Annotated in this window: 22 protein-coding genes and 1 pseudogene; 12 read left to right on the top strand and 11 right to left on the bottom strand. The window is 71.0% G+C overall.

The features are described from left to right. Positions 1 to 45: 45 nt before the first annotated feature. A pseudogene (locus ACH4YP_RS38715) lies at positions 46 to 171 on the top strand (peptidoglycan-binding protein); the annotation flags it as partial. Positions 172 to 587: 416 nt separating this feature from the next. Continuing rightward, on the top strand, positions 588 to 1,778 hold the full coding sequence (locus ACH4YP_RS38710) for a cytochrome P450 (RefSeq protein ID WP_398495696.1): 1,191 nt from the start codon (positions 588 to 590) through the stop codon (positions 1,776 to 1,778). Positions 1,779 to 1,801: 23 nt separating this feature from the next. On the opposite strand, the gene ACH4YP_RS38705 is transcribed toward ACH4YP_RS38710, so the two are convergent. The 6 genes from ACH4YP_RS38705 to manD all read right to left on the bottom strand — a co-directional run bounded on the left by ACH4YP_RS38705 (position 1,802) and on the right by manD (position 8,846). After that, positions 1,802 to 2,425, bottom strand: coding sequence for a bifunctional 4-hydroxy-2-oxoglutarate aldolase/2-dehydro-3-deoxy-phosphogluconate aldolase (locus ACH4YP_RS38705; protein ID WP_398495694.1), 624 nt, complete (start codon positions 2,423 to 2,425; stop codon positions 1,802 to 1,804). A 70-nt stretch (positions 2,426 to 2,495) separates the two neighbouring features. Next, the gene (locus ACH4YP_RS38700) at positions 2,496 to 3,512 is read right to left on the bottom strand and encodes a sugar kinase (protein WP_398495692.1); all 1,017 of its coding nucleotides are present in this window, start codon (positions 3,510 to 3,512) and stop codon (positions 2,496 to 2,498) included. 165 nt (positions 3,513 to 3,677) lie between these two features. Then, a complete protein-coding gene (locus ACH4YP_RS38695; RefSeq protein ID WP_398495690.1) occupies positions 3,678 to 4,721 on the bottom strand; it encodes an L-idonate 5-dehydrogenase in 1,044 nt (347 codons plus the stop codon). Continuing rightward, complete coding sequence (locus tag ACH4YP_RS38690) at positions 4,718 to 6,112, bottom strand: MFS transporter (RefSeq protein ID WP_398495688.1); 1,395 nt, start codon at positions 6,110 to 6,112, stop codon at positions 4,718 to 4,720. Before ACH4YP_RS38690 ends, ACH4YP_RS38695 begins: the two co-directional genes overlap by 4 nt. 83 nt (positions 6,113 to 6,195) lie before the next feature. Beyond that, positions 6,196 to 7,641 carry a mannitol dehydrogenase family protein gene (locus tag ACH4YP_RS38685; RefSeq protein ID WP_398495686.1) on the bottom strand — a complete coding sequence of 482 codons (1,446 nt, stop codon included), beginning with the start codon at positions 7,639 to 7,641 and terminating at the stop codon, positions 6,196 to 6,198. Next, a complete protein-coding gene (manD, locus tag ACH4YP_RS38680; RefSeq protein ID WP_398495684.1) occupies positions 7,638 to 8,846 on the bottom strand; it encodes a D-mannonate dehydratase ManD in 1,209 nt (402 codons plus the stop codon). The genes ACH4YP_RS38685 and manD overlap by 4 nt, the downstream gene beginning before the upstream one ends. 90 nt (positions 8,847 to 8,936) lie before the next feature. Between manD and ACH4YP_RS38675 the strand changes: the two genes are divergently transcribed. The 3 genes from ACH4YP_RS38675 to ACH4YP_RS38665 all read left to right on the top strand — a co-directional run bounded on the left by ACH4YP_RS38675 (position 8,937) and on the right by ACH4YP_RS38665 (position 12,281). Further along, a complete protein-coding gene (locus ACH4YP_RS38675) occupies positions 8,937 to 9,647 on the top strand; it encodes a GntR family transcriptional regulator (RefSeq protein WP_398495682.1) in 711 nt (236 codons plus the stop codon). Between the two features lie 114 nt (positions 9,648 to 9,761). Then, entirely contained in the window at positions 9,762 to 10,757 is a 996-nt protein-coding gene (locus ACH4YP_RS38670) for a hypothetical protein (protein ID WP_398495680.1), read from the top strand. Between the two features lie 84 nt (positions 10,758 to 10,841). Then, entirely contained in the window at positions 10,842 to 12,281 is a 1,440-nt protein-coding gene (locus ACH4YP_RS38665) for a tol-pal system YbgF family protein (protein WP_398495678.1), read from the top strand. Positions 12,282 to 13,298: 1,017 nt separating this feature from the next. On the opposite strand, the gene katG is transcribed toward ACH4YP_RS38665, so the two are convergent. Next, positions 13,299 to 15,521 (bottom strand): catalase/peroxidase HPI, encoded by a 2,223-nt coding sequence (gene katG / locus ACH4YP_RS38660; RefSeq protein ID WP_398495677.1) that lies wholly within the window; start codon positions 15,519 to 15,521, stop codon positions 13,299 to 13,301. A 33-nt stretch (positions 15,522 to 15,554) separates the two neighbouring features. Then, positions 15,555 to 15,992: a Fur family transcriptional regulator gene (locus ACH4YP_RS38655; protein ID WP_361064061.1), complete on the bottom strand. Its 438-nt coding sequence runs from the start codon at positions 15,990 to 15,992 to the stop codon at positions 15,555 to 15,557. A 286-nt stretch (positions 15,993 to 16,278) separates the two neighbouring features. On the opposite strand from ACH4YP_RS38655, the gene ACH4YP_RS38650 reads away from it, so the two are divergent. Beyond that, positions 16,279 to 16,455, top strand: a complete 177-nt coding sequence (locus ACH4YP_RS38650; RefSeq protein ID WP_361064058.1) for a hypothetical protein — start codon at positions 16,279 to 16,281, stop codon at positions 16,453 to 16,455. A gap of 109 nt (positions 16,456 to 16,564) precedes the next feature. Next, a complete protein-coding gene (locus ACH4YP_RS38645) occupies positions 16,565 to 17,218 on the top strand; it encodes a GPP34 family phosphoprotein (protein WP_398495675.1) in 654 nt (217 codons plus the stop codon). A gap of 127 nt (positions 17,219 to 17,345) precedes the next feature. Here the strand turns inward: ACH4YP_RS38645 and ACH4YP_RS38640 are convergent, their stop codons facing one another. From ACH4YP_RS38640 to ACH4YP_RS38630, 3 genes are read right to left on the bottom strand one after another with little or no spacing between them, the layout of a single operon-like run. Further along, complete coding sequence (locus ACH4YP_RS38640) at positions 17,346 to 17,909, bottom strand: CGNR zinc finger domain-containing protein (RefSeq protein ID WP_398495673.1); 564 nt, start codon at positions 17,907 to 17,909, stop codon at positions 17,346 to 17,348. Positions 17,910 to 17,951: 42 nt separating this feature from the next. Further along, on the bottom strand, positions 17,952 to 19,817 hold the full coding sequence (locus tag ACH4YP_RS38635) for a SpoIIE family protein phosphatase (RefSeq protein WP_398495671.1): 1,866 nt from the start codon (positions 19,815 to 19,817) through the stop codon (positions 17,952 to 17,954). A gap of 52 nt (positions 19,818 to 19,869) precedes the next feature. Beyond that, complete coding sequence (locus tag ACH4YP_RS38630) at positions 19,870 to 20,541, bottom strand: class I SAM-dependent methyltransferase (RefSeq protein ID WP_361064050.1); 672 nt, start codon at positions 20,539 to 20,541, stop codon at positions 19,870 to 19,872. Positions 20,542 to 20,745: 204 nt separating this feature from the next. Here ACH4YP_RS38630 and paaA point away from each other — a divergent pair, with 204 nt between their 5' ends. The 5 genes from paaA to paaE are packed head-to-tail and all read left to right on the top strand — an operon-like array spanning position 20,746 to position 24,514. After that, entirely contained in the window at positions 20,746 to 21,720 is a 975-nt protein-coding gene (paaA, locus tag ACH4YP_RS38625) for a 1,2-phenylacetyl-CoA epoxidase subunit PaaA (RefSeq protein WP_361064047.1), read from the top strand. Further along, positions 21,717 to 22,037 carry a 1,2-phenylacetyl-CoA epoxidase subunit PaaB gene (gene paaB, locus ACH4YP_RS38620; protein WP_361064044.1) on the top strand — a complete coding sequence of 107 codons (321 nt, stop codon included), beginning with the start codon at positions 21,717 to 21,719 and terminating at the stop codon, positions 22,035 to 22,037. The genes paaA and paaB overlap by 4 nt, the downstream gene beginning before the upstream one ends. Before the next feature lie 10 nt (positions 22,038 to 22,047). Beyond that, complete coding sequence (gene paaC / locus ACH4YP_RS38615) at positions 22,048 to 22,875, top strand: 1,2-phenylacetyl-CoA epoxidase subunit PaaC (protein ID WP_398495669.1); 828 nt, start codon at positions 22,048 to 22,050, stop codon at positions 22,873 to 22,875. Beyond that, positions 22,869 to 23,384 (top strand): 1,2-phenylacetyl-CoA epoxidase subunit PaaD, encoded by a 516-nt coding sequence (paaD, locus tag ACH4YP_RS38610; protein ID WP_361064038.1) that lies wholly within the window; start codon positions 22,869 to 22,871, stop codon positions 23,382 to 23,384. Before paaC ends, paaD begins: the two co-directional genes overlap by 7 nt. Beyond that, on the top strand, positions 23,384 to 24,514 hold the full coding sequence (gene paaE, locus ACH4YP_RS38605; protein ID WP_398495667.1) for a 1,2-phenylacetyl-CoA epoxidase subunit PaaE: 1,131 nt from the start codon (positions 23,384 to 23,386) through the stop codon (positions 24,512 to 24,514). Before paaD ends, paaE begins: the two co-directional genes overlap by 1 nt. Positions 24,515 to 24,676: the final 162 nt, after the last annotated feature.

Here is a 24,676-nt window from a genome sequence, read left to right as displayed (position 1 = left end):
CGGGACCGGTTCCGGAACTGTCGACGGTGCCGCCGCGGGCGGATGGCGTACCAGCGCTGGTTCAAGGAGTACTGGGGCTACACGGGCACCATCGACGGGATCGCCGGATCGGGGACCAAGGCCGCGTTCAAGCGGTTCGCCAACGACAACGGCGTCTTCTTCCCCTGCTGACGCCGAAGCCGAAGCCAGAACCGTCGCCGAAGCCGACGGCGAGCCGGATCGTCGCCCTTTGAGGTGAGGACCGCGGTCTGTCCTCTCACGGGGGAGGGGACAGGCCGCTTCTCGCTGTCAGTGGTGGTTGCCACAACTGGATGGCGACGCGTCCTGACCGGGGGCTTCGGCGAGCTTGGCCGCGACGGTCGGCTTCAGTCAGGCCAGGGACTGCACAGGGCCAGGGCGTCAGCGCCGTCTACACGCCGGTGACCGCGACGATCACGGTCGGGGGCACCGCGGAGCACGTTCGATTCCGGTCTCCATGGACGCCACCTGAGGCCTCGCGAACGGTGTGCGGGGGCCGATCCCGGCCCCCGCGCTCAGCGGTTAGCCTTGGATATGATCGGTTTCTCTGCACGCGGCCGGAGTGCGCCATGCCGGACTCCGCGATGAGCCTCGCCGGCTCCTTCCCGCTCGGGGCCGCGACCACGCTCGCCGAACTCGCCCGGGATCCGCATCCGCGCCTGGCGCAACTGCGTGCGCGGGAGCCCGTGTCGTGGCTTCCCGAACTGGACGGCTGGCTGGTGACCCGGCGCGACCTCGCGCTGAGCGTGATGCGGGACGCGGCGACCTTCACCGTCGACGACCCCCGGTTCTCCACCGCGCAGGTCGTCGGGCCGAGCATGCTGTCGCTGGACGGCGACGAACACACCCGCCACCGCGAGCCCTTCAATCAGCCCTTCCGCCCGCGCGAGGTCCGTGACGGCTTCGCCTCGTTCATCGAGCTGGAGACCGAGCGGCTCATCACCGACCTGGAACCGACCGGCGCCGTCGACCTGCGACGCGCCTTCGCCGGCCCGCTGGCGGTCGCCGTCGTGACCGAGGCACTCGGGCTGGTGGGCACCGACGCGGACACGGTGCTCGCCTGGTACGACACCATCGTGCGGTCGGTCTCCGACATCACCGCCGGACATGAGGCGGCACCCGCCGGCGCCGCGGCGTACGCGCGGCTACGGGCCGCCGTGGAGGCCACCGTCGCCGACCGGGACACGTCGTCGCTTCTCGTCTCCGCCGCCGGGCGACTGTCGGTGCCCGAAGTGGCCTCCAACGCCGCGGTCCTGATGTTCGGCGGCATCGAGACCACGGAGGGAATGATCACCAACGCGCTGCTGCATCTGCTGCGCCACCCCGACCAACTCGCCCTGGTCCTGGCCGACTTCGGCCTCCTGGACGGCGCGATCGAGGAATCGCTGCGCCTCGAACCCGGGGCGGCGGTCGTGGACCGCTACGCCACCTGCGACACCGTCCTCGGCCCGGCCACCATACGCAAGGGCGACCTGGTCACCGTCTCCCTGACCGGCGCCAACCGCGACCCGGCCGTCTTCCCCGACCCCGACCGCTTCGACGTCGGCCGCGAGAACGCACGCCTCCAACTGGCCTTCGCCCACGGCCCGCACTACTGCCTCGCCGCACACCTCGCCCGCCTGGAGACCCGGATCGCGCTCCAGCGACTGCTCGAACGCCTCCCGGCCCTGCGCCTGGACCCGGAGCACCCCACCGCTCCGTACGGTCTGGTCTTCCGCAAGCCGCTCACTCTGCATGTGCTGTGGGACAGGCCCGCCTGAAGCTGCCCCCGGCCGTCATCGACTCATCGACAGGAGTCCATGAAGGCACGGGCCCGTCGGGTGATCTCCGGCCAGTCCCCGGCGGCCACCAGGGCGGGCGGCACGACGTTCGAACCGGCGCACACCGCACGCGCCCCGGCGGCGAGGAAGGCGGCCGCGTTGTCCTCGTTGACGCCACCCGAGGCCACCAGTGGTACGTCCGGGAACGGGCCGGCCAGATCCCGGAGGTAGCCGGGGCCGAAGGCGCGGGCGGGGAAGATCTTCACCGCGTCGGCGCCGAGGTCGAGCGCCAGGCCGACCTCCGTCGGGGAGAGGGCGCCGAGGACGACGGGCACTCCGGCCGCCGACGCCGCCTTCGCGACCTCCGGGCGGCAGCCGGGGGTGACGAGGTACCGGGCTCCCGCGTCGATCAGTTCCTCGGCCTGCTCGCCGGTCATCACCGTGCCCGCGCCGATGCCGTCCCCGTCGTCGGCCACCGCCCGTCGCAGGTGCGCGGCGAGCCCGGGGGTGGTGCGGGTGAACTCGATCCAGCGGATGCCGCCGGCGCGCAGGGCCGCGCACAACGCCGCCGCGTCGGGTATCTCCGGTGCGCGGACGACGGCGATCACGCGGTCCTTCGACAGCTGGGAGAGGAAGTCGGCGGTCATGGGCGGGAGTTCTCCTTCGATGGGGCCCTGCTCGGCGGGGCTCGGCTCGGGCACTTGCACGGCGGTTTCCTCAGCTCGGCGCCGTGGCGGCCCACGCGTCGTCGTCCAGGGCGAGGCACAGGTCGGTCTCCGTGCGCGGCGGCATGACGGGCACGTCGTCCCGGGTCCGCAGCGCGGCGGCGGCAGCCAGATGGCCGAGGCGCAGCCGTGAGCGTTCGTCGCGGTCCTCCAGGACGCCGGCCAGGTAGCCGGCCGCGAACGCGTCGCCCGCGCCGACCGGTTCGACGACCTTGGTGGGCAGCGAGGGCACGAACGTCCGCACCCCGTCGGCGTACGAGGTCGCTCCGTGTTCGGCGTCCTTGACGACCACGACGGGCGCGGGAGCGAGCAGGGCCGCGATGTCGTCCGGACGGCCGGTGCCCCACAACTCCTCGGCCTCGTCCCGCCCGACGAACACGATGTCCGCGGCGCGGGCGAGCGCCAGCAGACTCCGCGCCGCGTCCGCATCGCCCCCGCGCCAGAGCGCGGGACGGTGGTTCACGTCGAAGGAGACGAGCGGACCACGCGTGGCGCGGCCCTCCCTGCCGAGGAGCAGCGCCTCCAGCAGGCGGGCACAGCTGTCGGAGACGGCCGCGGCCACGCCCGACAGGTGCACGATGCGGGCCCGGCGGAGTGCGGGCTTCCGGGCCAGCTCGGGTCCCATCCGGGACGCGGCCGATCCGCCGCGGTAGTAGTGCGTACGCGTACGCTCCGGACCCGGGTCCTTGAAGTAGACGCCGGTCGGCCGTTCCGGATCGGTCTCGACGGCGCTCACGTCCACGCCCCGCGCGGTGAGTTCGGCCAGGATGCGACGGGCGAACGGATCGTCACCGAGCCGGCTCAGCCAGGCCGCGCGGTGCCCGAGTCCGGCCAGTCCGCAGGCGACGTTGGACTCGGCGCCGCCGATGGCCATGCTGAGCGAGGGCTGCTCGGCGAGCGGGCGGGCGTCCGGCGGGCTGAGCACGGCCATCGTCTCGCCGACACACACGACGTCGGCCACCGGCTCCTGACTGTCGGCGGCTGGGGGAGGAGGGGACGGCAGGGCCACGGGATTCTCCTGGCGGACGGTGCGGGATGGCGGAACTGCGGACTCGATGGCGTGGCGGGCGGGGGTGCGCCGGGGTGGCATGGTGCTGCGAAGGAGCGGCCCGCAGGCGCCCGGTGCGACGGGCGGGCCCATGCGGGCGGGCCCTGGACCAGGCCCCGCCGTGCGTCACAACACGGTGCCCTCGGTGGCAAGGCGCAGCATCACCTTGCTGCTCCCGCTCCCCGGGTCGGCGGCGACGGCGAGCGCCTCCTCGGCCCGTTCCAGCGGGAAGCGGTGGGTGATCAGCGGGGTCACGTCCAGGCCGTCCCGGAGCGCGAGCAGCGCCTCGTCGATCTCCTCGACGAACCGGTACGAGCCGATCCAGGTGATCTCCCGGGTCACCAGGTCTCCGAGCGCGGCGGCCACGGCCGTACCGGGCAGGTTGCCCACCTGTACGAGGGTGCCTCCGCGAGCCGTGGCCCGCAGTACAGGACCGAGCGCGGCCGGGGCGCCGGACGCCTCGAAGACCACGTCCACGTCCTCGGGCAGCCGGTCGCCGGCGGAGAGGTCGCACGTCTCGTCGGCGCCCATGGCCCGGGCGACGGCGAGGGAGGTCGACGCCAGATCGGCGGCGACGACCCGGCCCGCTCCCCGGTACCGCGCGGCGGCGACGACCAGGGAGCCGATCGGTCCACAGCCGTTGACCAGGACCGTACGGCCGCGCAGGTCGGGGGCCCGGCCGACGGCGTGCAGGGCGACGGCCAACGGCTCGGCGAGGGCGCCCTGTTCGGTGCCGACGCCGTCCGGCAGCGGCCGGATCTGGGCGGCGGGGACCGCCCGGTACTCGCTGAACCCGCCGTCGGTGTGCGGGTCGAAGGCCGCCGAGCCGAAGTAGCGGACGCGCGGGTAGAGGTTGGTCCGTCCGGCGATCCGCTCGGGAAGGACGCCGTCGCCGACCAGTTGGGCCGGGTGCACGGTGACCGGCTGCCCTTCCCGGAGGCCGGTGACTCCGTTGCCGAGCGCGGCGACCCGGCCCGCGAACTCGTGCCCGAGCACCAGCGGGTGCGTGAGCGCGGCGGTGCCGGACGCGCCCTTCTTCCAGTACGCGATGTCGGATCCGCAGATCCCGCCCCACTCCAGGGCCAGCAGCACCTCGCCCGCGCCCGGCACCGGTTGGGCTCGCTCGTCGACGCGTACGTCGCCGGGACCGTGCACCACAACCGCCCTCATACGGCGTCCTCCAGCCGGACCAGGTCGCGTCCGCGTGTCTCGGGCGCGAGGTACGCACTGACGAAGGTGATGAGTGAGTAGACGACGAGCATCGCCGCGATGGGCCACCAACTGCCGGTGACGGCCGTGAGCGTGGCCGCGAGGACCGGTCCGATCGCCGTGGCGAGGATGCCGCCGATCTCCTTGGCGAGCGCGAGCTGGGTGAACCGGGTGCGGGAGCCGAAGAGTTCGGCCATCGTGACGCTCTCCAGCGAGAACAGCCCGAGGACGCCGACGTTCAGACCGAGGACCATGCCGAGCATCACGCCCGGGGTGGAGCCGGAGGTGATGAGGAGCATCACCGGGAAGGCGAGGACGACGGTCAGAGCCGAGAGCGCGAGGTAGACCGGGCGGCGTCCGAAGCGGTCGCCCAGCAGACCGACCACCGGCACGGTGGCGAAGCCCATCAGCGAGCCGTACACGATCGCGTCCGTCGGGACGGACCGGCCGACCGCCAGGTTGGTGGCGATGTAGCCGACCAGGAACGTCTGCATCAGCCCGGAGTTGCCCGCCTGGCCGAAGCGCAGCCCGAGCGCGAGGAAGAACGCCTTGCCCTTGCGCTGGCGGATGCCCGCCGCCAGGACGCTGCCCTTGTGCTCGTCCGCCGTGGCGATCGCGGACTCGACCTCGTCACGGGCCAGCGCCACACCGTCGACCACGTCGGGGCGCTCCTCGAAGACCGGGCTCTCCTTGAGACTGCGGCGGATCCAGACCGCGAAGATCATCAGCCCGAAGCTCAGCAGGAAGGGCAACCGCCAGCCCCAGGAGAGCAGTTGCTCCTCGCTGAGCACGGCGAGCAGGATGGCCCACAGACCGGAGGCGGCGAGCGTCCCGGAGTTCGTGCCCAGCGACACCAGCGAGGAGATCAGCCCGCGCTTCTTCACGGGCGCGTACTCGGCCAGCATCACGGTCGCCCCGGCGATCTCGGCACCCGCGCCGAAACCCTGCACCAGGCGCAGTACGACGAGCAGGATCGGCGCGAGGATGCCGATGGTGGCGTACGTGGGCAGGGTGCCGATCAGCGTGGTGGAGGCGCCCATCAGCAGGATCGTGAGGAACAGGACCTTCTTGCGGCCGATCCGGTCGCCCATCCGCCCGAAGTAGACGGCCCCGGCGAGCCGGGCGACGTATCCGACGCCGTAGGTGGCCATGGCGGCGATCAGTCCGATGGCAGGGCTGACGTCGGGGAAGAAGATCTTGTTGAAGACGATCGCGGCGGCCAGCGAGTAGAGCTGGAAGTCCATGAACTCCATGGCCGTGCCGAGCCAGCCCGAGACGGCGGCCCGGGTCAGATCTCGGGTGCTGCGCTGGGCGGATGGCGTCTGCTGAGCGGCTATGACGCTGTCCTTCATCGTGAACTCCGTTGTTCGGGGACTGAAGTGAGCCTCAGATGTGGGGGACCGAGAGGGGTTCGAAAGCGGGCATTGAGCGGGGCTCAGATCTCGATTCGTCCGGCACGCAGGGCGGGTAGCCGGTCCGCGACGGTGGCGGTGAGCGCCGCGTCGTCCGCCAGGTCCGCCGCACCGAGCACGCGCAGCAGTGCGCGTACGGTCTCGGCGGGGCGGGTCGCGGGCCCCCAGCAGGCGGCGAGCGCCTCGGCGGCCGGATCGGCGGGAGCGTCGGCCCGTCGGGTGCCGTCCGCCCATGCGGCGAGGGCGAGTTCGAGGATCGGGGTGCTCGCTCCGCGGGCCCGTAGTTCGCGCAGGGCCGGCAGCCAGCGCTCCGTGATCTTCACTGATCCGTCGGAGCCGATCTGCCGCAGCAGGTGGTGCATGGCGGGATTGCGGAAGCGTACGACGAGATCGTCGGCGTACGCGACCGGATCGGGGCCGTCGGCCGGGAGGGTGGGGGCGACCTCCGCGCACAGCGACCGTACGAGGCGCTCGCCCCAGTCCGCCGCCATGGTCTCGGCGATCGTGGCGAGCCCGGCGGCCCTACCGAGGTAGGCCAGGGCGGAGTGGGAGCCGTTGAGCAGCCGCAGCTTGGTGAGCTGGTAGGGCGCGACGTCCGGCACGAACAGGGCGCCGTCGAGCTCCCAGGGCGGCCGGGGCGCGGCGAAGGAGTCCTCCAGCACCCACTGCCGGTACGGCTCGCCCGTCACGGGGAGGGCGTCGCGCACCCCGAGCGCGGCGACGGCGGCCGCCCGGTCGGCCTCGCTCGTCGCGGGCACGATCCGGTCCACGACCGTCGCGGGGAAGGCGACGGCCTCGGCCAGCCGGTCCAGGATCTCCGCGCGGTCAGGCCAGGCCGAGGCACGGATGTAGTCGTGGATCACACGGCTCAGCGCTGCGCCGTTGTCCGCCATGTTGTCGCATGACACGACATTGATCGGGGGCGCGTCCGCCCGCATCCGCGCGGCCAGCCCGGCGGCCAGCCGCCCGACCACCGTGGTGAGGGGCCCGTCGGGGCCCGCGGCGAGATCGGCGGCGACGGGCCCGGCCGCGGTGTCGAGCCCGCCGGTCATTGGCGAACGGTGATAACCCTTCTCCGTCACGGTCAGGGTCACCACCGTCACCTCGGGGTCGGCGAGCAGGGCGTCGACGGTCTTGGCATCGGGGCCCATGGCCAGCGCACCGACGACCGAGCCCACGACACGCGTGCGGTGCCCGTCCGGACGGCGTTCGGTGAGCGAGTACAGACAGTCCTGGTCCCGCAGGGCGCGTACGGTCGCGGCCGACCGGGGCGCGACCGCGGTGATGCCCCAGGGCTCACCGGAGCGCGCGGCGGCCTGCTCGGTGAACACCGCCTGGTGCGCCCGGTGGAAGGCGCCGAGACCGAAGTGGACGACACGGGTGCGCAGTTCGGCCGGATCGACGGCGGGCCGCAGCTCGGGTGGGAGCCGGAGGAGGGCGTCACGGTTCAACAGGTCGTCGGCGCTCACCAGTCGTGCACCGACCCGTCGAGACGGCGGGCGACCGGGAGGTAGCGCCGCTGGTAGGGGAAGTGCTCGGCGGCTTTCTCGTCGTACTCGACGCCGAGACCCGGCTCCTCGGAGGGGTGCAGCATGCCGTCGGCGAAGGTCACCCCCGTACGGAACACCTCGGCGGTCTCGTCGGGGTGGCCCATGTGCTCCTGGATGCCGAAGTTCGGCACGGTGATGTCGACGTGCACGGCGGCCGCCATGCTGACGGGGGAGAGGTCGGTCGCCCCGTGGGACCCGGTCCGGACCTGGTAGAGCGCGGCCAGGTCGAAGATCCGCCGCAGATGGGTGATCCCGCCCGCGTGGACGACCGTGGTGCGTACGTAGTCGATGAGCTGCTCGGTGATCAGGTGCTGGACGTCCCAGATCGAGTTCATCACCTCGCCGACCGCGATCGGCGTCGTGGTGTGCTGCCGGATGAGCCGGAACGCCTCCTGGTTCTCGGCGGGGGTCGGGTCCTCCATCCAGAACAGCCGGCAGCCCTCGACGCTCTTGCCGAACCGGGCCGCCTCGATCGGGGTCAGCCGGTGGTGCACGTCGTGCAGCAGGTGGAAGCCGAAGCCGAAGCGCTCCCGAACCGCCTCCAGATAAGTGGGCGCGAAGCCGAGGTAGGCCTCGGTGTCCCAGGGCTGCTCGTCGGGCAGCTCGGTCGCGGCCGGCTCGTAGACCTTGCCCTTGCGCACCCCGTACGTGCCGCCGACCTCGGGCACGGCGGCCTGCGCCCGTACTGCCTTGTAGCCCAGCTCCAGATAGCGCTGGACGTCGTCCAGCAGCGAGGGTGTGTCGGTGCCGCTGGCGTGCGAGTAGACCAGCACGCCGTCGCGGGACCGGCCGCCGAGGAGCTGGTAGACGGGCAGTCCCGCCGTCTTGCCCTTGATGTCCCACAGGGCGGTGTCGACGGCGGCGATCGCGGTCATGGTGACCGGCCCGCGTCGCCAGTAGGCACCCCTGTAGAGGTACTGCCACATGTCCTCGATACGGGCGGGGTCCTTGCCGATCAGCAGGGGAACCACGTGATCGCGCAGATAGCTCGCCACGGACAGCTCACGACCGTTGAGCGTGGCGTCACCGAGCCCGGTCACCCCGTCCGTCGTGGTGATGCGCAGCGTGACGAAGGTCCGGCCGGGGGAGGCGACGAACACCTCGACGCGTTCGATCTTGCTCACAGGTACTCCTTGGTCGCGAAGTACTTGTATACAAGCATCTGTCTCGCAGCATGGCAATACTTGTCTCGCCGTCCTACGTACGATGTGCACATGGCTCAAACGAACGGGCGGACGAGTCGGCGCGATATCTATCTGAAATTGCGTCAGTTGGTCCTGACCCTCGAACTTCCCCCGGGCGCGGCCCTTTCGGAGAACGAACTCGCCGCGTCGCTGGGCGTCAGTCGCACGCCCGTGCGGGAGAGCCTGATCCTGCTGGCCCAGGAGGGCCTGGTGCAGGTCTTCCCGAAGATCGGGTCGTTCGTCTCGCGGGTTGATCCGGCGCAGGTGGCCGACGCGCAGTTCCTCCGGGAGGCGGTGGAGCTCGCATCGCTCGACGGTCTTCCCGAGCGGCTCGACCCCGCGGTCGTCGAGGAACTGCGGGGCAATCTGAACCGCCAGCGGCGCGCGGACCTCGACCTTGAGGAGTTCTTCGACCTGGACGAGGCGTTCCACCAGGGCCTGATGCGTCTGAGCGGTCACGGCAACGTGTGGACCACCGTCGCCGCGGCAAAGGGTCACCTGGACCGGGCCCGGCGCCTCGGGCTGCACGAGAACGTGTCCCCGGCCGTCTTCGCCGCCCAGCACCACGAGATCTTCGAGGCGATCGTCGGCGGGAACGTCCCGCTCGCCCGCACGGCCATGCGTACGCACCTGCGGGCCGTCTTCAGCGACATCGAACGCATCCGCGCGCACTCGCCGGAACTGTTCGCCACCGACGCCTCGACAGTGCCCGTGCGACGCAACGTCGTCGTCTGGGAGTGACCCCGCCGAGTCCCTCGCCCCTCGCCCCGGCCTCGGAAAATGCTTCCCGTCTGCAACCAATACACTGCGGCGACGCGTCCGTCACTTCAGCCGCGAATCGGGGGAGCCGCAGAGATGAACGCCTGGAACCCGCAGGGGCCGCCGCCGTTCGACCCGCACGGTGGCAATGTGCCTCCGCAGCCCCAGGGTCCGTACCCGTACAACACCGCACCGCCGCCCGGCGGTTACCCGCCCAACGCCCCGTATCCCAATGCCCCGTATCCCAACGCCCCGTATCCCAATGCCCCGTATCCCAACGGGCCGCATCCCTATCCTCCGCAGCCCGGCCCGCCGTACCCGGGGCCGCTGCCCCAGCGCCGGGTGGGTCCGCTCGGGCGGCTGTGGCGCACCGCGGGTCCCATCGCGATCGGGCGCAAGGTCTTCACGCCGTCGCGGCCGGGCCGGGTGGACGACGAGGTGGTCGCCCGCATCCAGAAGATCCGCACCATCGTCGGCCTGTGTGCCGTTGTGTGGGTGACGATCTCCTACAAACTCGCCGAGTCCGCGGGGGACATCGCGAGCGACCGCGGAAGCCAGGCCTGGATCAACGTACTCGTGCTCGCGGCGACCTTCCCGGTGGCCGTCGGCCTGTTGATCGCCGTGGCCCGGCCACCGGCCCGTCAGGAGTTGCTGCGCCGCACCGCGAAGCCCTTCGGCTCGATCCTGGCCATTATGGGCGCCATGTTCGTGTTCCCCGCGGGCGTGCTCACGGGTTTCGCCGGCGGGCGGTTCGCCACCAATCCCGCGATGACGGTGGTCACGGTGGTCGTCATCCTGCTCACGATCGTCTGGGTCCTCCCGTTCGTCTTCTACGGCATCGGTATGTCACTCGTCCATGTCTTCCGCACGGCCGACATCCATGAGACGGTGCCGCCGCTGCTGGCCATCACGCTCGTGTGGGAGATGGCATTGGTGGACATGTTTACAGGGGCCTACGCAACTCTGCCGGGGCCTGTCCGGATCGTTGTCGTGCTCGGCGCACCGCTGTCGGTGACCGCGGTGTGCCTCTGGGAACTGCGCCGCCTACGCACCAACTACGGCCTCACACTGCGCGGCGCGCTCATGCGCTGAGGGTGCAGCCCCTGGGAGGGGTCCCGGGGGCGGGGCCGCACCATGCGGACATCGAGACTCGTTCTGCGACCGGGGGAGACCAGGATGAACGAACCGACGCATGCCATGCCCGAGGTGCCGGAGCCCACGCCTCTTGAGAACCGGCCGCACGATCCACTGGCCGTCGCCCTCGGCAACGCGTCCCTTCTCGGCGTCGGTTACCTGATGCTGCGGCGGCGCAGACTGGCCGTCGCCGCCGCGGTCATCACCGTCGTGCTCGTCTCCCGGCTCGTCTCGACCGCCCGGCCGGCGTACGAGATCGCCGTGCTCGTGTGGTGGGTCGCGGTCTCCGCCCACGGGTGGTTCCTGGCCAGCAGGGGCGGCGGTGGCGTTGCGTTGCGAGGTCAGCGAGTGGTCGCACTCTGCATCACACTGTCGGTGCTGCTGGCCGTGGCACTGCTGCGATTCGACGCGTCCAGGATCGAGGAAAGCGTCACGGAGGCCCGCGAAAGCGGCGACTGCGCCGGGGTGTCGAGCGCCCAGGACAGGGTGTGGTTCGGGCATCGCGTCGCCGGCGCCCCGCTGGCCGCCCGCGGTGACGAGACCGTCAAGGCATGCGACCGGCTGCGGTCTGCCCGGACGGAACTGAACACCGCGCTGACCGGGAACACCGATGCCCTGGACGAGGGCTTCGGCACACTCGCCTCCGTCCTCGCCGACCCCGGCAACGAGAAGACGGTCGAGACGACCCTGACCGGATTCCTCGGCAGCCTGCCCGCCAAGGACCCCTGCACCACCGTCACCGTCACGGACTGGCTCCGCGACCGGAAGCGCAGCCACGACGTACTGGACCGGTCCGCCACCACGGCCAAGCGGACAGCACCGGCCGCGCTGGTCGGCTGCGGTGACGAGCTGATGACGGACAGCAGTTGGCAGGAAGCCCTGGCGCACTACGAGCGGCTGCTGGACCGCTACCCCGGCGACGACCTCGCGGACAAGGCCAGGAAGGGAGCCCGGAAGGCCACCCAGAGCATCGAGTTGGCCAACGTCCGCAGCCTGCTCGCACCCGGCTCCGGAACCCAGCCCGAGTACTGCTCCCACCCGGCGAAGTACAGCGGCGCCAAGTCGATGGGCAAGGGCACCAACCGCGCGTTGTTCTACACCGGCAACACATACGGCCAGGACTACGCCGACAAACTCCCCGGTTCCTGGAAGGCGGCCGACGCGGCCGACGCCGTCCTGGTGGTCTGCATGGGCGAGGACACCTACGGCACCTCCGTCCGGACCTGCCCGTACCAGGGGCGGTCCTCCGGGTCCACCACGTATGTGACCTTCCGCAAGATCGCGGTCCCGGTGAGGGTCTACGAGGTGCGCACCGGCAAACTCGTCGCCAAGCGCAAGATCCAGATCAACGGGTCGAGTTGCCCCGCGAGCATCACGTACTTCTCCTCCAACGACTCCGACTCGGGCCCGCCGTCGACCACGTACGTCAGCGAGTCGAAGTCCGACGTGCGCTCCGCGTTCCGGCCGCTGGTCGTTCGCTGATTGTCCGCTGAGCAGTAACGCGGCCGGGGCGAGGGCCGAGTGGAGGCAGGGCCGGAGTAGAGGCAGGGCGGGAGTCAGTTCTTGGGGAAGAACTCCAGGACCGCCCTGCCGCCCTTCAGGGACTTCACGCGGAAGCCGAGGCTGTTTCAGTCCGCCGGTGCCGCCCTCGCCGACCGACGTGCTCAGGAACACGCCGGAGCCGGAGGACTGGAGCATCACGGCATCCTCCGTGACCTTGGTGACCCGGAGGTTGCTGACGCCGAACCGGCTGTCGACCTTGATGGTCATGGGCTTCGACACGGTGATCTCACACCGTCCGTCGAAGCAGGCGTCGACATCGGTGCCGTCGGCGGGTGCGGTCGACGTGGCCGGTCCGCTCGGTGACGGGGAGGCGGACGGCGACGCCGACCGCGAGGACGGTCGCGCCGACTCCGGCGGCGTGCTCGCGCCGCTCGCCCTCGACGGCGTACGAGTCGAAGACGGCTCCGCCCCCTCCCCGGAGCCGTCGTCCCGGCCTCCGCCGCCGTTCCCTCCGCAGCCGGTGAGGACCACCATCAGGGCCAGCGCTCCCGCGACGCCGACCCGGCCCCTGCGCGTGCTCATCCGATCACCTTTCAACGCGTGTCAACTCGTGCGCACGCCACCGCCGTTGAGCCCTGGGCTCCGCGCTCAGCGCTCAGCGCTCCGTGCTCCGGGCGAGGTGGCATCCGCCCCTACTTATACGGACCCGCTTCGGGGAGGGGTCCCGGAGCGGGCGCGGACCCTGATGAGTACACACGCTGAAGGGGCCGTTGGCCGTGATGGTCTCGGTGCCGCCGATCCGGTACGCGGCACCGAAGTCCAGCAGCTTCGCGATACCGCGTCGGGTGAGGCCGATGTTGGCGGGCTTGACGTCGCAGTGGCCGTACCGCGGTCGCAGCTTGTGGGGCGGGTGGAGAAGTCCCGGAAACGAGAACGTCCGGGCCGGCCTGTGGGGGCCGGCCCGGACGTCACGATGAACCGATCAGAACGAACCGATCAGACGAGGTCGAACCGGTCGAGGTCCATGACCTTGGTCCACGCCGCGACGAAGTCGTTCACGAACTTCTCCTTCGCGTCGTCGGCCGCGTAGACCTCGGCGAGCGCGCGCAGCTCGGAGTTCGAGCCGAAGACGAGGTCGGCACGGGTGCCGGTCCACTTGACGTCGCCCGTGGCGTCGTCGCGGGCCTCGAAGGTGGTCGCGTCCTCGGACGTCGGCGTCCACGTCGTGCCCAGGTCCAGCAGGTTGACGTAGAAGTCGTTCGTCAGCTTGCCGGGGGTCGCGGTGAGGACACCGAGCGACGACTGCTGGTGGTTGGCGCCCAGGACACGCAGGCCACCGACGAGGACCGTCAGCTCGGGGCCGCTGAGGGTCAGCAGGTTCGCACGGTCGAGCAGCAGGTACTCGGCCGGCAGCCGGTTGCCCTTGCCGAGGTAGTTGCGGAACCCGTCGGCGGCCGGCTCGAGGGCGGCGAAGGACTCCGCGTCGGTGTGCTCCTCCGTGGCGTCGACACGGCCCGGGGTGAAGGGCACCGTGACGTCGTGACCGGCGTCCTTGGCGGCCTTCTCGACGGCCGCGCTGCCACCGAGAACGATCAGGTCGGCCAGCGAGACCTTCTTGGCACCGGAGTTGAACTCCGCCTGGATGCCCTCGAGGACACGCAGCACCTGGGCCAGCTGGTCGGGGTCGTTGGCGTCCCAGCCGCGCTGCGGCTCCAGACGGACGCGCGCGCCGTTGGCGCCACCGCGCTTGTCGCTGCCGCGGAACGTCGAGGCCGAGGCCCAGGCGGCGGAGACGAGCTGCGAGACGGTCAGGTCCGAGCCGAGGATCTTCGCCTTGAGGGCGGTGACGTCCTCGGCGGCGATGGCCTCGCCCTCCGCGGCGGGCAGCGGGTCCTGCCACAGCAGGGTCTCCGCCGGAACCTCCGGGCCGAGGTAGAGCGACTTCGGGCCCATGTCACGGTGGGTCAGCTTGTACCAGGCGCGGGCGAACGCGTCCGCGAACTCCGCCGGGTTCTCGTGGAAGCGGCGGGAGATGGGCTCGTAGATCGGGTCGAAGCGCAGCGACAGGTCCGTCGTGAGCATCGAGGGGGCGATCTTCTTCGAGGCGTCGTGGGCGGCCGGGACGGTGCCCTCGCCCGCGCCGTCCTTCGGCTTCCACTGGTTGGCGCCTGCGGGGCTCTGGGTGAGCTCCCACTCGTAGCCGAAGAGGTTGTCGAAGAAGCCGTTGCTCCACTGGGTGGGCGTGGTGGTCCAGGTGACCTCCAGGCCGGAGGTGATGGCGTCCGCGCCCTTGCCGGTGCCGAAGGAGTTCTTCCAGCCCAGGCCCTGCGCCTCGATCGGGGCAGCCTCGGGGTCGTCGCCGACGCTCTCCGCCGGGCCCGCGCCGTGGGTCTTGCCGAAGGTGTGACCACCGGCGATGAGGGCGACGGTCTCCTCGTCGTTCATCGCCATCCGGCGGAAGGTCTCACGGATGTCGCGGGCCGCGGCGATCGGGTCCGGGTTGCCGTTCGGGCCCTCGGGGTTGACGTAGATGAGGCCCATCTGGACGGCGCCGAGCGGGCTCTCCAGCTCGCGGTCGCCGGTGTAGCGCTGGTCGTCGAGCCAGGTGGTCTCGGGACCCCAGTACACGTCCTCCTCGGACTCCCAGACGTCCGCACGGCCGCCGGCGAAGCCGAAGGTCTCGAAGCCCATCTGCTCAAGGGCGACGTTGCCGGTGAGGATCATCAGGTCGGCCCAGGAGAGGCTCTGGCCGTACTTCTTCTTCACCGGCCACAGCAGACGGCGGGCCTTGTCCAGGTTGCCGTTGTCCGGCCAGCTGTTCAGGGGAGCGAAGCGCTGCTGACCGGCACCGGCGCCGCCGCGGCCGTCGCTGATGCGGTAGGTGCCCGCGCTGTGCCACGCCATACGGATCATGAACGGGCCGTAGTTGCCGAAGTCGGCCGGCCACCAGTCCTGCGAGGTGGTCAGTACCTCGGTGATGTCCTGTTTAACGGCCGCGAGGTCGAGGTTCTTGAACGCCTCGGAGTAGTCGAAGTCCTCACCGAGGGGGTTGGCCACGGCGGGGTTCTTGGCAAGGATCTTCAGGTTGAGCCGCTCCGGCCACCACTGGCGGTTTCCGCCGCCCTGAGTCGGGTGCGGGGCGCGCTCGTGCGCGACCGGGCAGCCTCCCGCCTCCGCGGGCTTCGGGTCAGTGACGATCGCATCATGGTTCTCAGTCATGAGAGTCCTTCCGAACTGGGTGTATCACGGTGCTCAGGAACTGCGGCTGGTGGAACAGGCGGGGCACAGGCCCCAGTAGATGACCTCGGCCTCGTCGATCGCGAAGCCGCGGTCGTCGGACGCGGTGAGGCAGGGGGCGTGGCCGACCGCGCAGTCGACGTCGGCGACGACGCCGCACGTCCGGCACACGAGGTGGTGGTGGTTGTCTCCGACACGTCCCTCGAACCGGGCCGGGCTGCCGGGCGGTTCGAGGCGGCGTATGAGTCCCGCCGCGGTGAGCGCGTGGAGGGCCTCGTACACGGCCTGGAGGGAGATGTGGCCCACGCGGTCGCGTACCCCGGAGGCGATCGCCTCGACTCCGAGGTGGTCGCCGCGGCGGACGGTCTCGAGCAGTGCGACGCGGGCGGCCGTAACCCGCAGGCCGACACCGCGCAGCTCCTCGGCGGTGGTCGGAGTACGGGGTGTGGTCATGACGCCAAACCTAGCGCCCTAAACACGAACAGTTCAAGAAAGCGAAGGTTCCAAGTTTGGTAAGTCCTGCCGAACGGATCGTCGCCGTCGGCGTCCTGGGGTGCCGCTTCCGGCCGTGGTGGGGCTTCTGGTGGGGATCGTCAGGCCCGTCACCTCCTTGACAGGTGACGAAAATTCCTGCGACCATCATCACCTGTTCGGCAGGTGACGCGAGCGGGCCGGGTGACGCCGTCTTCGCCGCGACGGATCGCCGCGACCGAACCCGGATCGAAGCCAGGAGGACGAGATGGTGCATCAGGAGAACGCTCCGGACGCCGCCCAGGCCGCACGCCGTACGCGATTCGGCGCGTTGCCGGAGCGCATCGGCCTGGCGGACATGGTCGAGGAAAAGCCGGCGACCGTGCCCGACCCGGCGAGGGACACGTACAACTCCGACGAGTGGCTCGTCCGTACGTGCCTGTGAGCCCGTACCCGTCTGTGGGTCCGTACCTGTCTGTGGGGCCGGTCGACCGCACGGCGGGCCTCGGCGTCGGCGACGTACGCTTGCTCATACCTCCGAGGGGAAGCGGATCATGACCACACCGCGGGACTTGCTGATCGTCGCCATGGATGGGGAATCCGGCCGCCCTGCGGACCGGGGCAGCCTGTCCCTTGCGCTCGCCGGGGCCGAGGTCATCGACCTCCTCGGTGCCCGAGCCGTCGAGTTGGACGGTGATCGCATCGTGCCCGGCGGCCCGCCCGCCCTGGACGACCCCCTGCTGCGTGCGGCCGAGTCGGCGCTCACCCGTCAGGAGCCGTACGAGTCCGTGGAGGACTGGCTGTGGCGGCGAGGCCGTGATCTGTCCTCGGCCTACCTGACCGCCTTCGAGACCGAAGGCCAGCTCACCCGCCAGCGCCGCCGTCTGGTGTCCTTCCGGGCCGGTGACGTGGCGCTCGTCGATTCCCCCGCCCGCCGCGGGGCCGTCGATCGCTGGGAGTCGCACGAGCCCGTTCTGGTCGCCCTCGCTACGGCCGCCGGGCTGTACGGCGAGCCCCTCGACGAGGCCGCCGAGACCGACGAGGACTCCCCGAACACGCCGGACTCCTCGAACGCGCCGGACATCGCTGACGACGAGGTGGCGACGGTACTCGCCGCGGTCAACGACGCGGTGATGGAGCTGGAAGCCGTTCGGCAGCGGCGATCCATCGAGGACGCCGCTTTCGACAACATCTGGCGCGGCGTGTGACACGAGCCCGGAGGGAGCGCCCTCTGGGCAACCGGTCCGCGGAGTAAAAAGTCGATCGGTCGTATATTGCCGTGCTTCCTGCGGTACGAGAACCTTGGGATCCCGTGAACCTTGGGAGCCCTGTGCCTCAGCGAACCGCGGTTGTCCGTACCTGCTTCTTGCGGGCGCGGTAGGCCGCGGCCTTCACCTTGTTTCCGCACGACTCCATGCCGCACCACTGCCGGCGCACACCGCGCGACCGGTCGACGTAGACGCGGGTGCATTCGGGATTGCCGCATTCCTTCAGCAGCGGAACGTCGGGTCCGCCGATGACCTCGACGGCGTGGCGTGCCACGGTGGCCAGGGCCTCTTCGGGAGTCGCGGCCGTCCATCGCCCCGTCGCGGTGAGCTGAGGCGTCGCGGAGGGCTTGCGGGCCGCGCCGTTCACCGCGGCGAGCGCATCCTCGTCGTAGACCTCGCCGAGCCGCCGGGCGGTGATCAGGGCGTAGACGGCCTCCCGTACGGCGATCGCCCGCTCGACGTCGGCCTCGCGGCTGGGCGAGACGGCGTCCACGACTCCGGACTCGACGTACCAGGCGTCCAGTCGGTCCGGCGACACGAGCGTCTCGAACCGGAGCGTGCGGCGGGCGCGGAGCGTGGCCGCGAAGTCGAGCGCGGGGTTCCCGCAGAAGAAGGCGTGATCCAGATTCACGTCACCATTTTGACGGGTGACAGTACGAGTCTGCAAGGACCGTCACCGATCAGGCCGGTGATGGCCGGGTGGCTGCTTCTTCGGGATCCGCTGCTCGAACCAGACGACCTTGCCGGTGCTCAGCCTCGTCGCTCCCCAGCGCTGCGAGAACTGGTCGACGAGGAAGAGGCCTCGGCCGCCCTCGTCGCCCGGCTGGGCCTGTCGCATCCGGGGCACCTGGGACGAGTCGTCGGTCACCTCGCAGCGCAGGACGTCGGTGCGCAGCAGCCGCAGGGCGATGGGCCGTGAGGCGAAACGGACGGCGTTCGTCACGACCTCGCTGACCATGAGTTCCGTCGAGTCGAGCAGCGATTCCAGGTCCCAGCGGCGAAGTGCCCTGCGGGTCAGGCGGCGGGCCTGTCCGGCGGTCAGCGGGTGGGGGTCCAGGTGCCAGTACCCCACGCTGTCCGGAGGGAAGCCCTCGAACCGGGCGGTGAGCAGCGCGATGTCGTCGTCCCGGGAGCCCGGGACCATGGCACCCAGGATGTGGTCACAGAGCAGTTCGAGCGAGGGTGCGGTGCGTCCGCCCGCGACGGCTCGGAGGCTGGTGCGCAGGGCCTCGACGCCTGTTCCCACGTCCGTCTGGCGCGATTCGACGAGGCCGTCGGTGTAGAGGAGAAGGGTCGATCCGGTGGGCGCGTGCAGCTCCACGGACTCGAAGTCGACCCCGCCGACGCCGATGGGGGCGGCGGGTGGGACGCGCAGCACCTCGCCGTGGCCGTCCGGGTGCAGGAGCACCGCGGGCGGGTGGCCGGCGTTCGCCATGAGCAGTCGGTGCGAGATCGGGTCGTAGATCGCGTAGAGGCAGGTCGCGATGTGGTCGCTGCCGAGGCGCTGGGCCTGCTCGTCCAGGTGGTGCAGGACCTCGTCCGGCGGCAGGTCGAGCCCGGCGAGGGTCTGCACGATGGTGCGCAGCTGGCCCATGATCGCGGCGGAGGTCATGGAATGTCCCATGACGTCCCCGACGATCAGCGCGACGCGGTTGCCGGGCAACGGGATCGCGTCGTACCAGTCGCCTCCGACCTGGGCGGTCTTCGAGGCGGGCAGATAGCGACTGGCCAGCCGGATCCCGGTGGGCTCGGGCAGAGACGACGGGAGCATGGTGTGCTGCAACGTGTCCGCCACGGAGGCCTCGTGTCCGTACATCACCGCCTTCTGTACGCCGATGGCGGTGTGCGTCGCGAGCTGTGAGGCGACTAGCAGGTCGTCGCGGGTGAAGGGGGACCGGTCGGGCCGGCGCAGGAGGACGACCGTCCCCATGACGTGCCGGCGGCCGTGCAGCGGGGCGATGATCAGCCGGCGTCCCGGCGGGATCGCCTCCGGCACGCCGGCCAGGGGTCCGAGCAGTTCGGCCACCGCGGGCGCGATCCCGGGCGCGTCACCGAAGGCGGGCCGCCCTGCCAGCAGCAGCTTGGAGAGCCGGCCGGCGATGTCCGGCCGTACGCGCTCGGCGATGTCCGAGTGCAGGGGATGGGTCTTGAGCAGGGGCGACCGGGAAGTGGCAGGGACCTGTGGCTTCCTGCTGACGCTGTGCAGCTGCAGGACGACGGGCGCGGCCGACTGTTCGTCCCCGACCGGAAGCGGATCGTGCAGATGGACGATGATCGCGTCCGCGAAGGCGGGGACGGCCGCCCGGCGCAGTTCGCGGAGCGTCTCGTCCAGGTCCATACCGCGGGCGATCCGGCGGGTCGCCACGTCCAGGTACTGAAGCCGGTCGGTCTGCGAGCCTCCCCTGCCGGGACCCGGTTCCGTGGAGCTGTCCGCCCCCGGGGCGGGGGAACCCCTGCCTCCGGCACGGGGGCCGTGCGGCGGGGGCGGCTGGGGGGTCCGGGTGACCCGCGGGCCCTTGGGGGTGGGGTGCTCCGTCACGCGTTTCGTCCCGTCGGTGGGACCGCGGTCCGCGGTGAGGGGTCGTGCCCGTTCAGTCTTGCCGTCGGCAGCAGAGGAAGACCTGTTCCTCGGGCGGGACGTCGGCGACCGCCGGGGCGTAGGTGTAGGAGGCCTCCTTGACGATCTCGAAACCACCGGTCTCGATGACCTTGTGCAGGTCCTCCAGCACGTAGCCGGAGACCCGGATGGTGTTTCCGAGGAACGGGATCGCGTAGTTGTCCACATCGGCCTCCACCATCGAGAGGACGAACAGACCACCGGGAACGAGCAGGTGGCGGACCGTCCGCAGGGCGAGGGGAATCTCCACGCGGGGCAGCATCAGCAAGGAGAAGAAGGCCGCGACGGCGTCGAAGCGGCCGAGGTCGTGCGGGCCGCCGGGGCGCAGGTCGGCGATGTCCAGCTGGTGGAACGTCGCCGTGGGAACGTACTCGCGGGCGAGCCGCACCATCCTGCCCGACAGGTCGACGCCCACCACCTCGAAGCCGGCGTCCGTCATCTGGCGCGTGGTCGGCACTCCGGTGCCGCAGCCGAGGTCGAGCACACGCGCACCAGCCGGCAGCGAGTCGATCAGCCACGCTCCGGCGGAGAGCTGGCCCTCCTTGTGCGGGAAGGCCTCGTCATAGCGGTCGCCGATGGCGTCAAAGGCTTCGGCCTGACCGCTGCGGTCGAACCGAATGCTCTCGTAGTCGGCCCCATTGCTCATCTCGGTCACGAAAGTGGCCTTTCGTAGCTCATGTTGAATTATTCCACAATCACATGACCGGCGGCCGTGGCATGCACGCAGGCGTTCACGGGCCCGGAGCCGCGCCGCCGCTGAACCGCCGCTCATCGTGCCAGGGGCTTGCCCGGTCGGCGGAAACACGTCACACTGATACCGAACGAATGGTCGGTTGGGAAGCTGGTATCGATGACCACGACACACTCCGCCGAGGTGCCGCTCCAGGAGTTGCAGCAGCAGTTCGACGCGACGATCGCGCGGGACCAGCGGGTCGAGCCGCGCGACTGGATGCCGGACGGCTACCGCAGGACGCTGGTGCGGCAGATCGCGCAGCACGCGCACTCGGAGATCATCGGCATGCAGCCGGAGGGCGAGTGGATCACGCGTGCGCCCTCGCTGCGCCGCAAGGCCATCCTGTTCGCGAAGGTCCAGGACGAGGCCGGCCACGGGCTGTATCTGTACTCGGCGGCGGAGACCCTGGGCGCCGACCGCGCGGACCTCACCGAGCGGCTCATCGAGGGGCGCCAGAAGTACTCGTCGATCTTCAACTACCCCACCCCGACCTTCGCCGACGTCGGCGTCATCGGCTGGTTCGTGGACGGCGCGGCGATCTGCAACCAGGTCCCGCTGTGCAGGAGTTCGTACGGGCCCTATGCACGCGCGATGGTGCGGATCTGCAAGGAGGAGTCGTTCCACCAGCGGCAGGGCTACGAGCTGCTGATGACGATGATGCGTGGCACCGAGGCCCAGCGGGCCATGGTCCAGGACTCGGTGAACCGCTGGTGGTGGCCGTCGCTCATGATGTTCGGCCCGCCCGACGGCGACTCGCCCAACTCGGCGGCGTCGATGGCCTGGAAGATCAAGCGGCACAGCAACGACGAGCTGCGTCAGCGGTTCGTCGACATGACGGTCCCGCAGGCCGAGAAGATCGGCGTCACGTTGCCGGACCCGGAGCTGCGCTGGAACGAGGAGCGTGGCAGCCACGACTTCGGCACCCCCGACTGGGCGGAGCTCAAGCGCGTCATTTCCGGCGGCGGACCGTGCAACGCCGAGCGGGTGGAGCGGCGCCGCAGCGCCCATGAGGAGGGCGCCTGGGTGCGGGAGGCGGCCACGGCCCACGCGGCCAAGCAGGCGGCCCGCGCGCGCGAAGGAGCGACGGCATGAGCGACATCACCCCGGGCTCCACACCGGGCACCGGCAAGGGCGACTGGCCGCTGTACGAGGTGTTCGTGCGCGGCAAGCGCGGGCTGAACCACGTCCATGTGGGCTCACTGCACGCCGCCGACGACGCCATGGCGCTCACCCACGCCCGCGACCTGTACACCCGGCGCAACGAGGGCGTCTCGATCTGGGTGGTGCGCTCGGAGCACATCGCGGCGTCCACGCGCGACGAGAAGGACCCGTTCTTCGCGCCGAGCGCCGACAAGGTCTACCGCCACCCGACCTTCTACGACATCCCCGACGACGTCCCGCACATCTGAGGAGCAGGGCATGAGTGACGACCACGTCTACATGACCCTCGCCGAGGGACACGAGGACGACGCCCGCTGGGCGTACGGCACCGGCTTCGAGGACCCGCTGCACGGGGTGGACACCACCGTGCCCGAGGGCGTCGACACCGGCCGGCTGGCCGCCGACTGCGTGGCACTCGCCGACGACGCCCTGGTCTCCGCGCAGCGGCTGGCCGAGTGGACCACGCGCGCCCCGGAGCTGGAGGAGGAGGTCGCGCTGGCCAACATCGGCCTCGACCTCCTCGGCCAGGCCCGCCTGCTGTACGCACGCGCCGGCCAGGTCGACGGCACCGGGCGCGACGAGGACGCGTACGCCTACTTCCGGGACGCGGAGGACTTCAGGAACGTCCGCCTGGCCGAACTCCCGGGCGGGGACTTCGCGTTCTCGATCGTGCGGCTGCTGGTCCTGTCCAGCTGGCGCCTCGCGCACTTCGCGGAACTCTCGTCGTACCCCGACCCCGTCCTCTCGGCCATCGCCGCCAAGGGCGTCAAAGAGCTGACCTACCACCGGCAGTACGCGGCCGAGTGGGCCGTGCGCCTCGGTGACGGCACGGACGAGTCGCGCCGCCGGACGCGTACGGCGATGGAGCGGGTCGCCCCGTACTTCGGCGAGTTGTTCACGGCCTACGACGTGCGGGGCGAAGTGGTCGCCGTGCTGCGGCAGGTCACCGAGGCGGCCGGGCTGCCGATGCCCGTGTACCGGCCGCTGCCCGGCGTCGGCCGTGGCGGGGAGCACACCGAGCATCTCACGCCGCTGCTGGCCGAGTTGCAGAGCGTGGCCCGCGCACATCCGGGGGCGACATGGTGACCGTACTGACGGACGCGCGGCACGCCCGGCAGATCGCCGAGCAGGTGCCGGACCCCGAACTGCCCATGCTGACCCTGGCCGACCTCGGCGTCCTGCGCGCAGTCGAGGTGACCGGTGACGGGACCGTGGTAGCGAGTCTGACGCCGACCTACTCCGGCTGCCCGGCGATGGCCGAGATGCGCGCGGACGTGGCGGCACGGCTGCGCGGCGCGGGCTACGCGCGCGTGGAGATCCGTACGGTCCTCGACCCGCCGTGGACGAGCGACTGGATCACTCCGGAGGGCCGGCGCAAGCTCGCCGAGCACGGCATCGCGCCGCCCGGCGCCGCACCCCGCCGCGCCGCCGGTCCCGTTCCGCTCGTGCTGTCGCCCACCCGGCGCACGGTGGACTGCCCGCGCTGCGGTTCGGCGGACACCGAGGAGATCTCCCGCTTCGCCGCCACGTCCTGCAAGGCGCTGTGGCGCTGCCTCGCCTGCCGCGAGCCGTTCGAGTACGTCAAGGAGATCTGATGGAAGGCCTGAGGGAAGAGCCGATGGGAGACCTGAAGGGCCCGGCGGTGCGTCCGCGTGTACGCACCCGCCGCCCGGTCTTCCACACCCTCCGCGTCGCCTCCGTGCAGCCGTTGTGCGAGGACGCGGTGGCCGTCAGCTTCGAGATCCCGGAGGAACTGGCCGAGGAGTTCGCCTTCGCGCCCGGGCAGTCGCTCACGCTGCGGCGCGAGATCGACGGACGGGACGAGCGGCGCTCGTACTCGATCTGCTCTCCGGCCGGTTCGGTGCCGCGCATCGGGGTGCGGGTGGTGCCGGGCGGCCTGTTCTCTGCCTGGCTCGTGCGGGACGTACGCCCCGGCGACACCGTCGAGGTGATGGCCCCCACCGGCTTCTTCACCCCCGACCTCACCACGCACGGTCATCACGTGCTGATCGCGGCGGGCTCCGGCATCACACCCATGGTGTCCATCGCCGAGTCCGTCCTGGCCGGGGACCCCCGCTCCACCGTCACCCTCTTCTACGGCAACCGGCGCACCGGCACCGTGATGTTCGCCGACGAGCTGGCGGACCTGAAGGACCTGTACCCGGCCCGTTTCCAGCTCGCCCATGTGCTGTCGCGCGAGCCCCGGGAGGCAGAGGTGCTCTCCGGCCGCCTCGACGCCGAGCGGCTCTCGGCGCTCGTCGGCGCCCTGGTCGACGTGAAGTCGGCCGACCACTGGTGGCTGTGCGGCCCGCACGGCATGGTCCGTGACGCCCAGGGGGTACTCGCCGGTCTCGGCGTGCCCGGCGACCGCGTCCACCAGGAGCTGTTCTACGCCGACGACGAGCCCGTACGGGAAGTGCGTCACGAGGAGGCCGCCATCGAGGGGGCCGTCAGCCAGGTGACCATCACCCTCGACGGGCGCTCCACCACCGCAGCCCTCGCCCGGGACCGGAGCGTTCTCGACGGCGCTCAGAAGACCCGCCCCGACCTGCCCTTCGCCTGCAAGGGCGGCGTCTGCGGCACCTGCCGGGCACTGGTCACCGACGGCAAGGCCGACATGCGCCGCAACTTCGCCCTCGAAGCCGACGAGGTGGACGCGGGGTACGTCCTCACGTGCCAGTCGTATCCGGTCTCCGAGACGCTGACCGTCGACTACGACAGCTGACCCGGCACGGGCGCCGACTCGACCGAGCTGACACGGGAGTCGACCGACCCGGCAGGGGAGTCGCCTCCCGTCCCTTCATGCGCGCGGACCCCATAAACCGGCCTTATGGGGTCATAGATCGGGCCCGACTACTGACTTAGGCATGCCTTAGTTTAGGCTCCG

The sequence above is a fragment of the Streptomyces sp. NPDC020747 genome, from assembly GCF_044334695.1.
Taxonomy (GTDB): Bacteria; Actinomycetota; Actinomycetes; order Streptomycetales; family Streptomycetaceae; genus Streptomyces.
This window is presented reverse-complemented; position numbering and strand designations above follow the sequence as displayed.

Coding starts and splice junctions, on each gene's coding strand:
- ACH4YP_RS38710 (WP_398495696.1), top strand. CDS start 588: ATGCCGGACTCCGCGATGAGCCTCGCCGGCTCCTTCCCGCTCGGGGCC.
- ACH4YP_RS38705 (WP_398495694.1), bottom strand. CDS start 2,425: ATGACCGCCGACTTCCTCTCCCAGCTGTCGAAGGACCGCGTGATCGCC.
- ACH4YP_RS38695 (WP_398495690.1), bottom strand. CDS start 4,721: ATGAGGGCGGTTGTGGTGCACGGTCCCGGCGACGTACGCGTCGACGAG.
- ACH4YP_RS38690 (WP_398495688.1), bottom strand. CDS start 6,112: ATGAAGGACAGCGTCATAGCCGCTCAGCAGACGCCATCCGCCCAGCGC.
- ACH4YP_RS38675 (WP_398495682.1), top strand. CDS start 8,937: ATGGCTCAAACGAACGGGCGGACGAGTCGGCGCGATATCTATCTGAAA.
- ACH4YP_RS38670 (WP_398495680.1), top strand. CDS start 9,762: ATGAACGCCTGGAACCCGCAGGGGCCGCCGCCGTTCGACCCGCACGGT.
- ACH4YP_RS38665 (WP_398495678.1), top strand. CDS start 10,842: ATGAACGAACCGACGCATGCCATGCCCGAGGTGCCGGAGCCCACGCCT.
- katG (WP_398495677.1), bottom strand. CDS start 15,521: ATGACTGAGAACCATGATGCGATCGTCACTGACCCGAAGCCCGCGGAG.
- ACH4YP_RS38655 (WP_361064061.1), bottom strand. CDS start 15,992: ATGACCACACCCCGTACTCCGACCACCGCCGAGGAGCTGCGCGGTGTC.
- ACH4YP_RS38650 (WP_361064058.1), top strand. CDS start 16,279: ATGGTGCATCAGGAGAACGCTCCGGACGCCGCCCAGGCCGCACGCCGT.
- ACH4YP_RS38645 (WP_398495675.1), top strand. CDS start 16,565: ATGACCACACCGCGGGACTTGCTGATCGTCGCCATGGATGGGGAATCC.
- ACH4YP_RS38630 (WP_361064050.1), bottom strand. CDS start 20,541: ATGAGCAATGGGGCCGACTACGAGAGCATTCGGTTCGACCGCAGCGGT.
- paaA (WP_361064047.1), top strand. CDS start 20,746: ATGACCACGACACACTCCGCCGAGGTGCCGCTCCAGGAGTTGCAGCAG.
- paaB (WP_361064044.1), top strand. CDS start 21,717: ATGAGCGACATCACCCCGGGCTCCACACCGGGCACCGGCAAGGGCGAC.
- paaC (WP_398495669.1), top strand. CDS start 22,048: ATGAGTGACGACCACGTCTACATGACCCTCGCCGAGGGACACGAGGAC.
- paaD (WP_361064038.1), top strand. CDS start 22,869: ATGGTGACCGTACTGACGGACGCGCGGCACGCCCGGCAGATCGCCGAG.
- paaE (WP_398495667.1), top strand. CDS start 23,384: ATGGAAGGCCTGAGGGAAGAGCCGATGGGAGACCTGAAGGGCCCGGCG.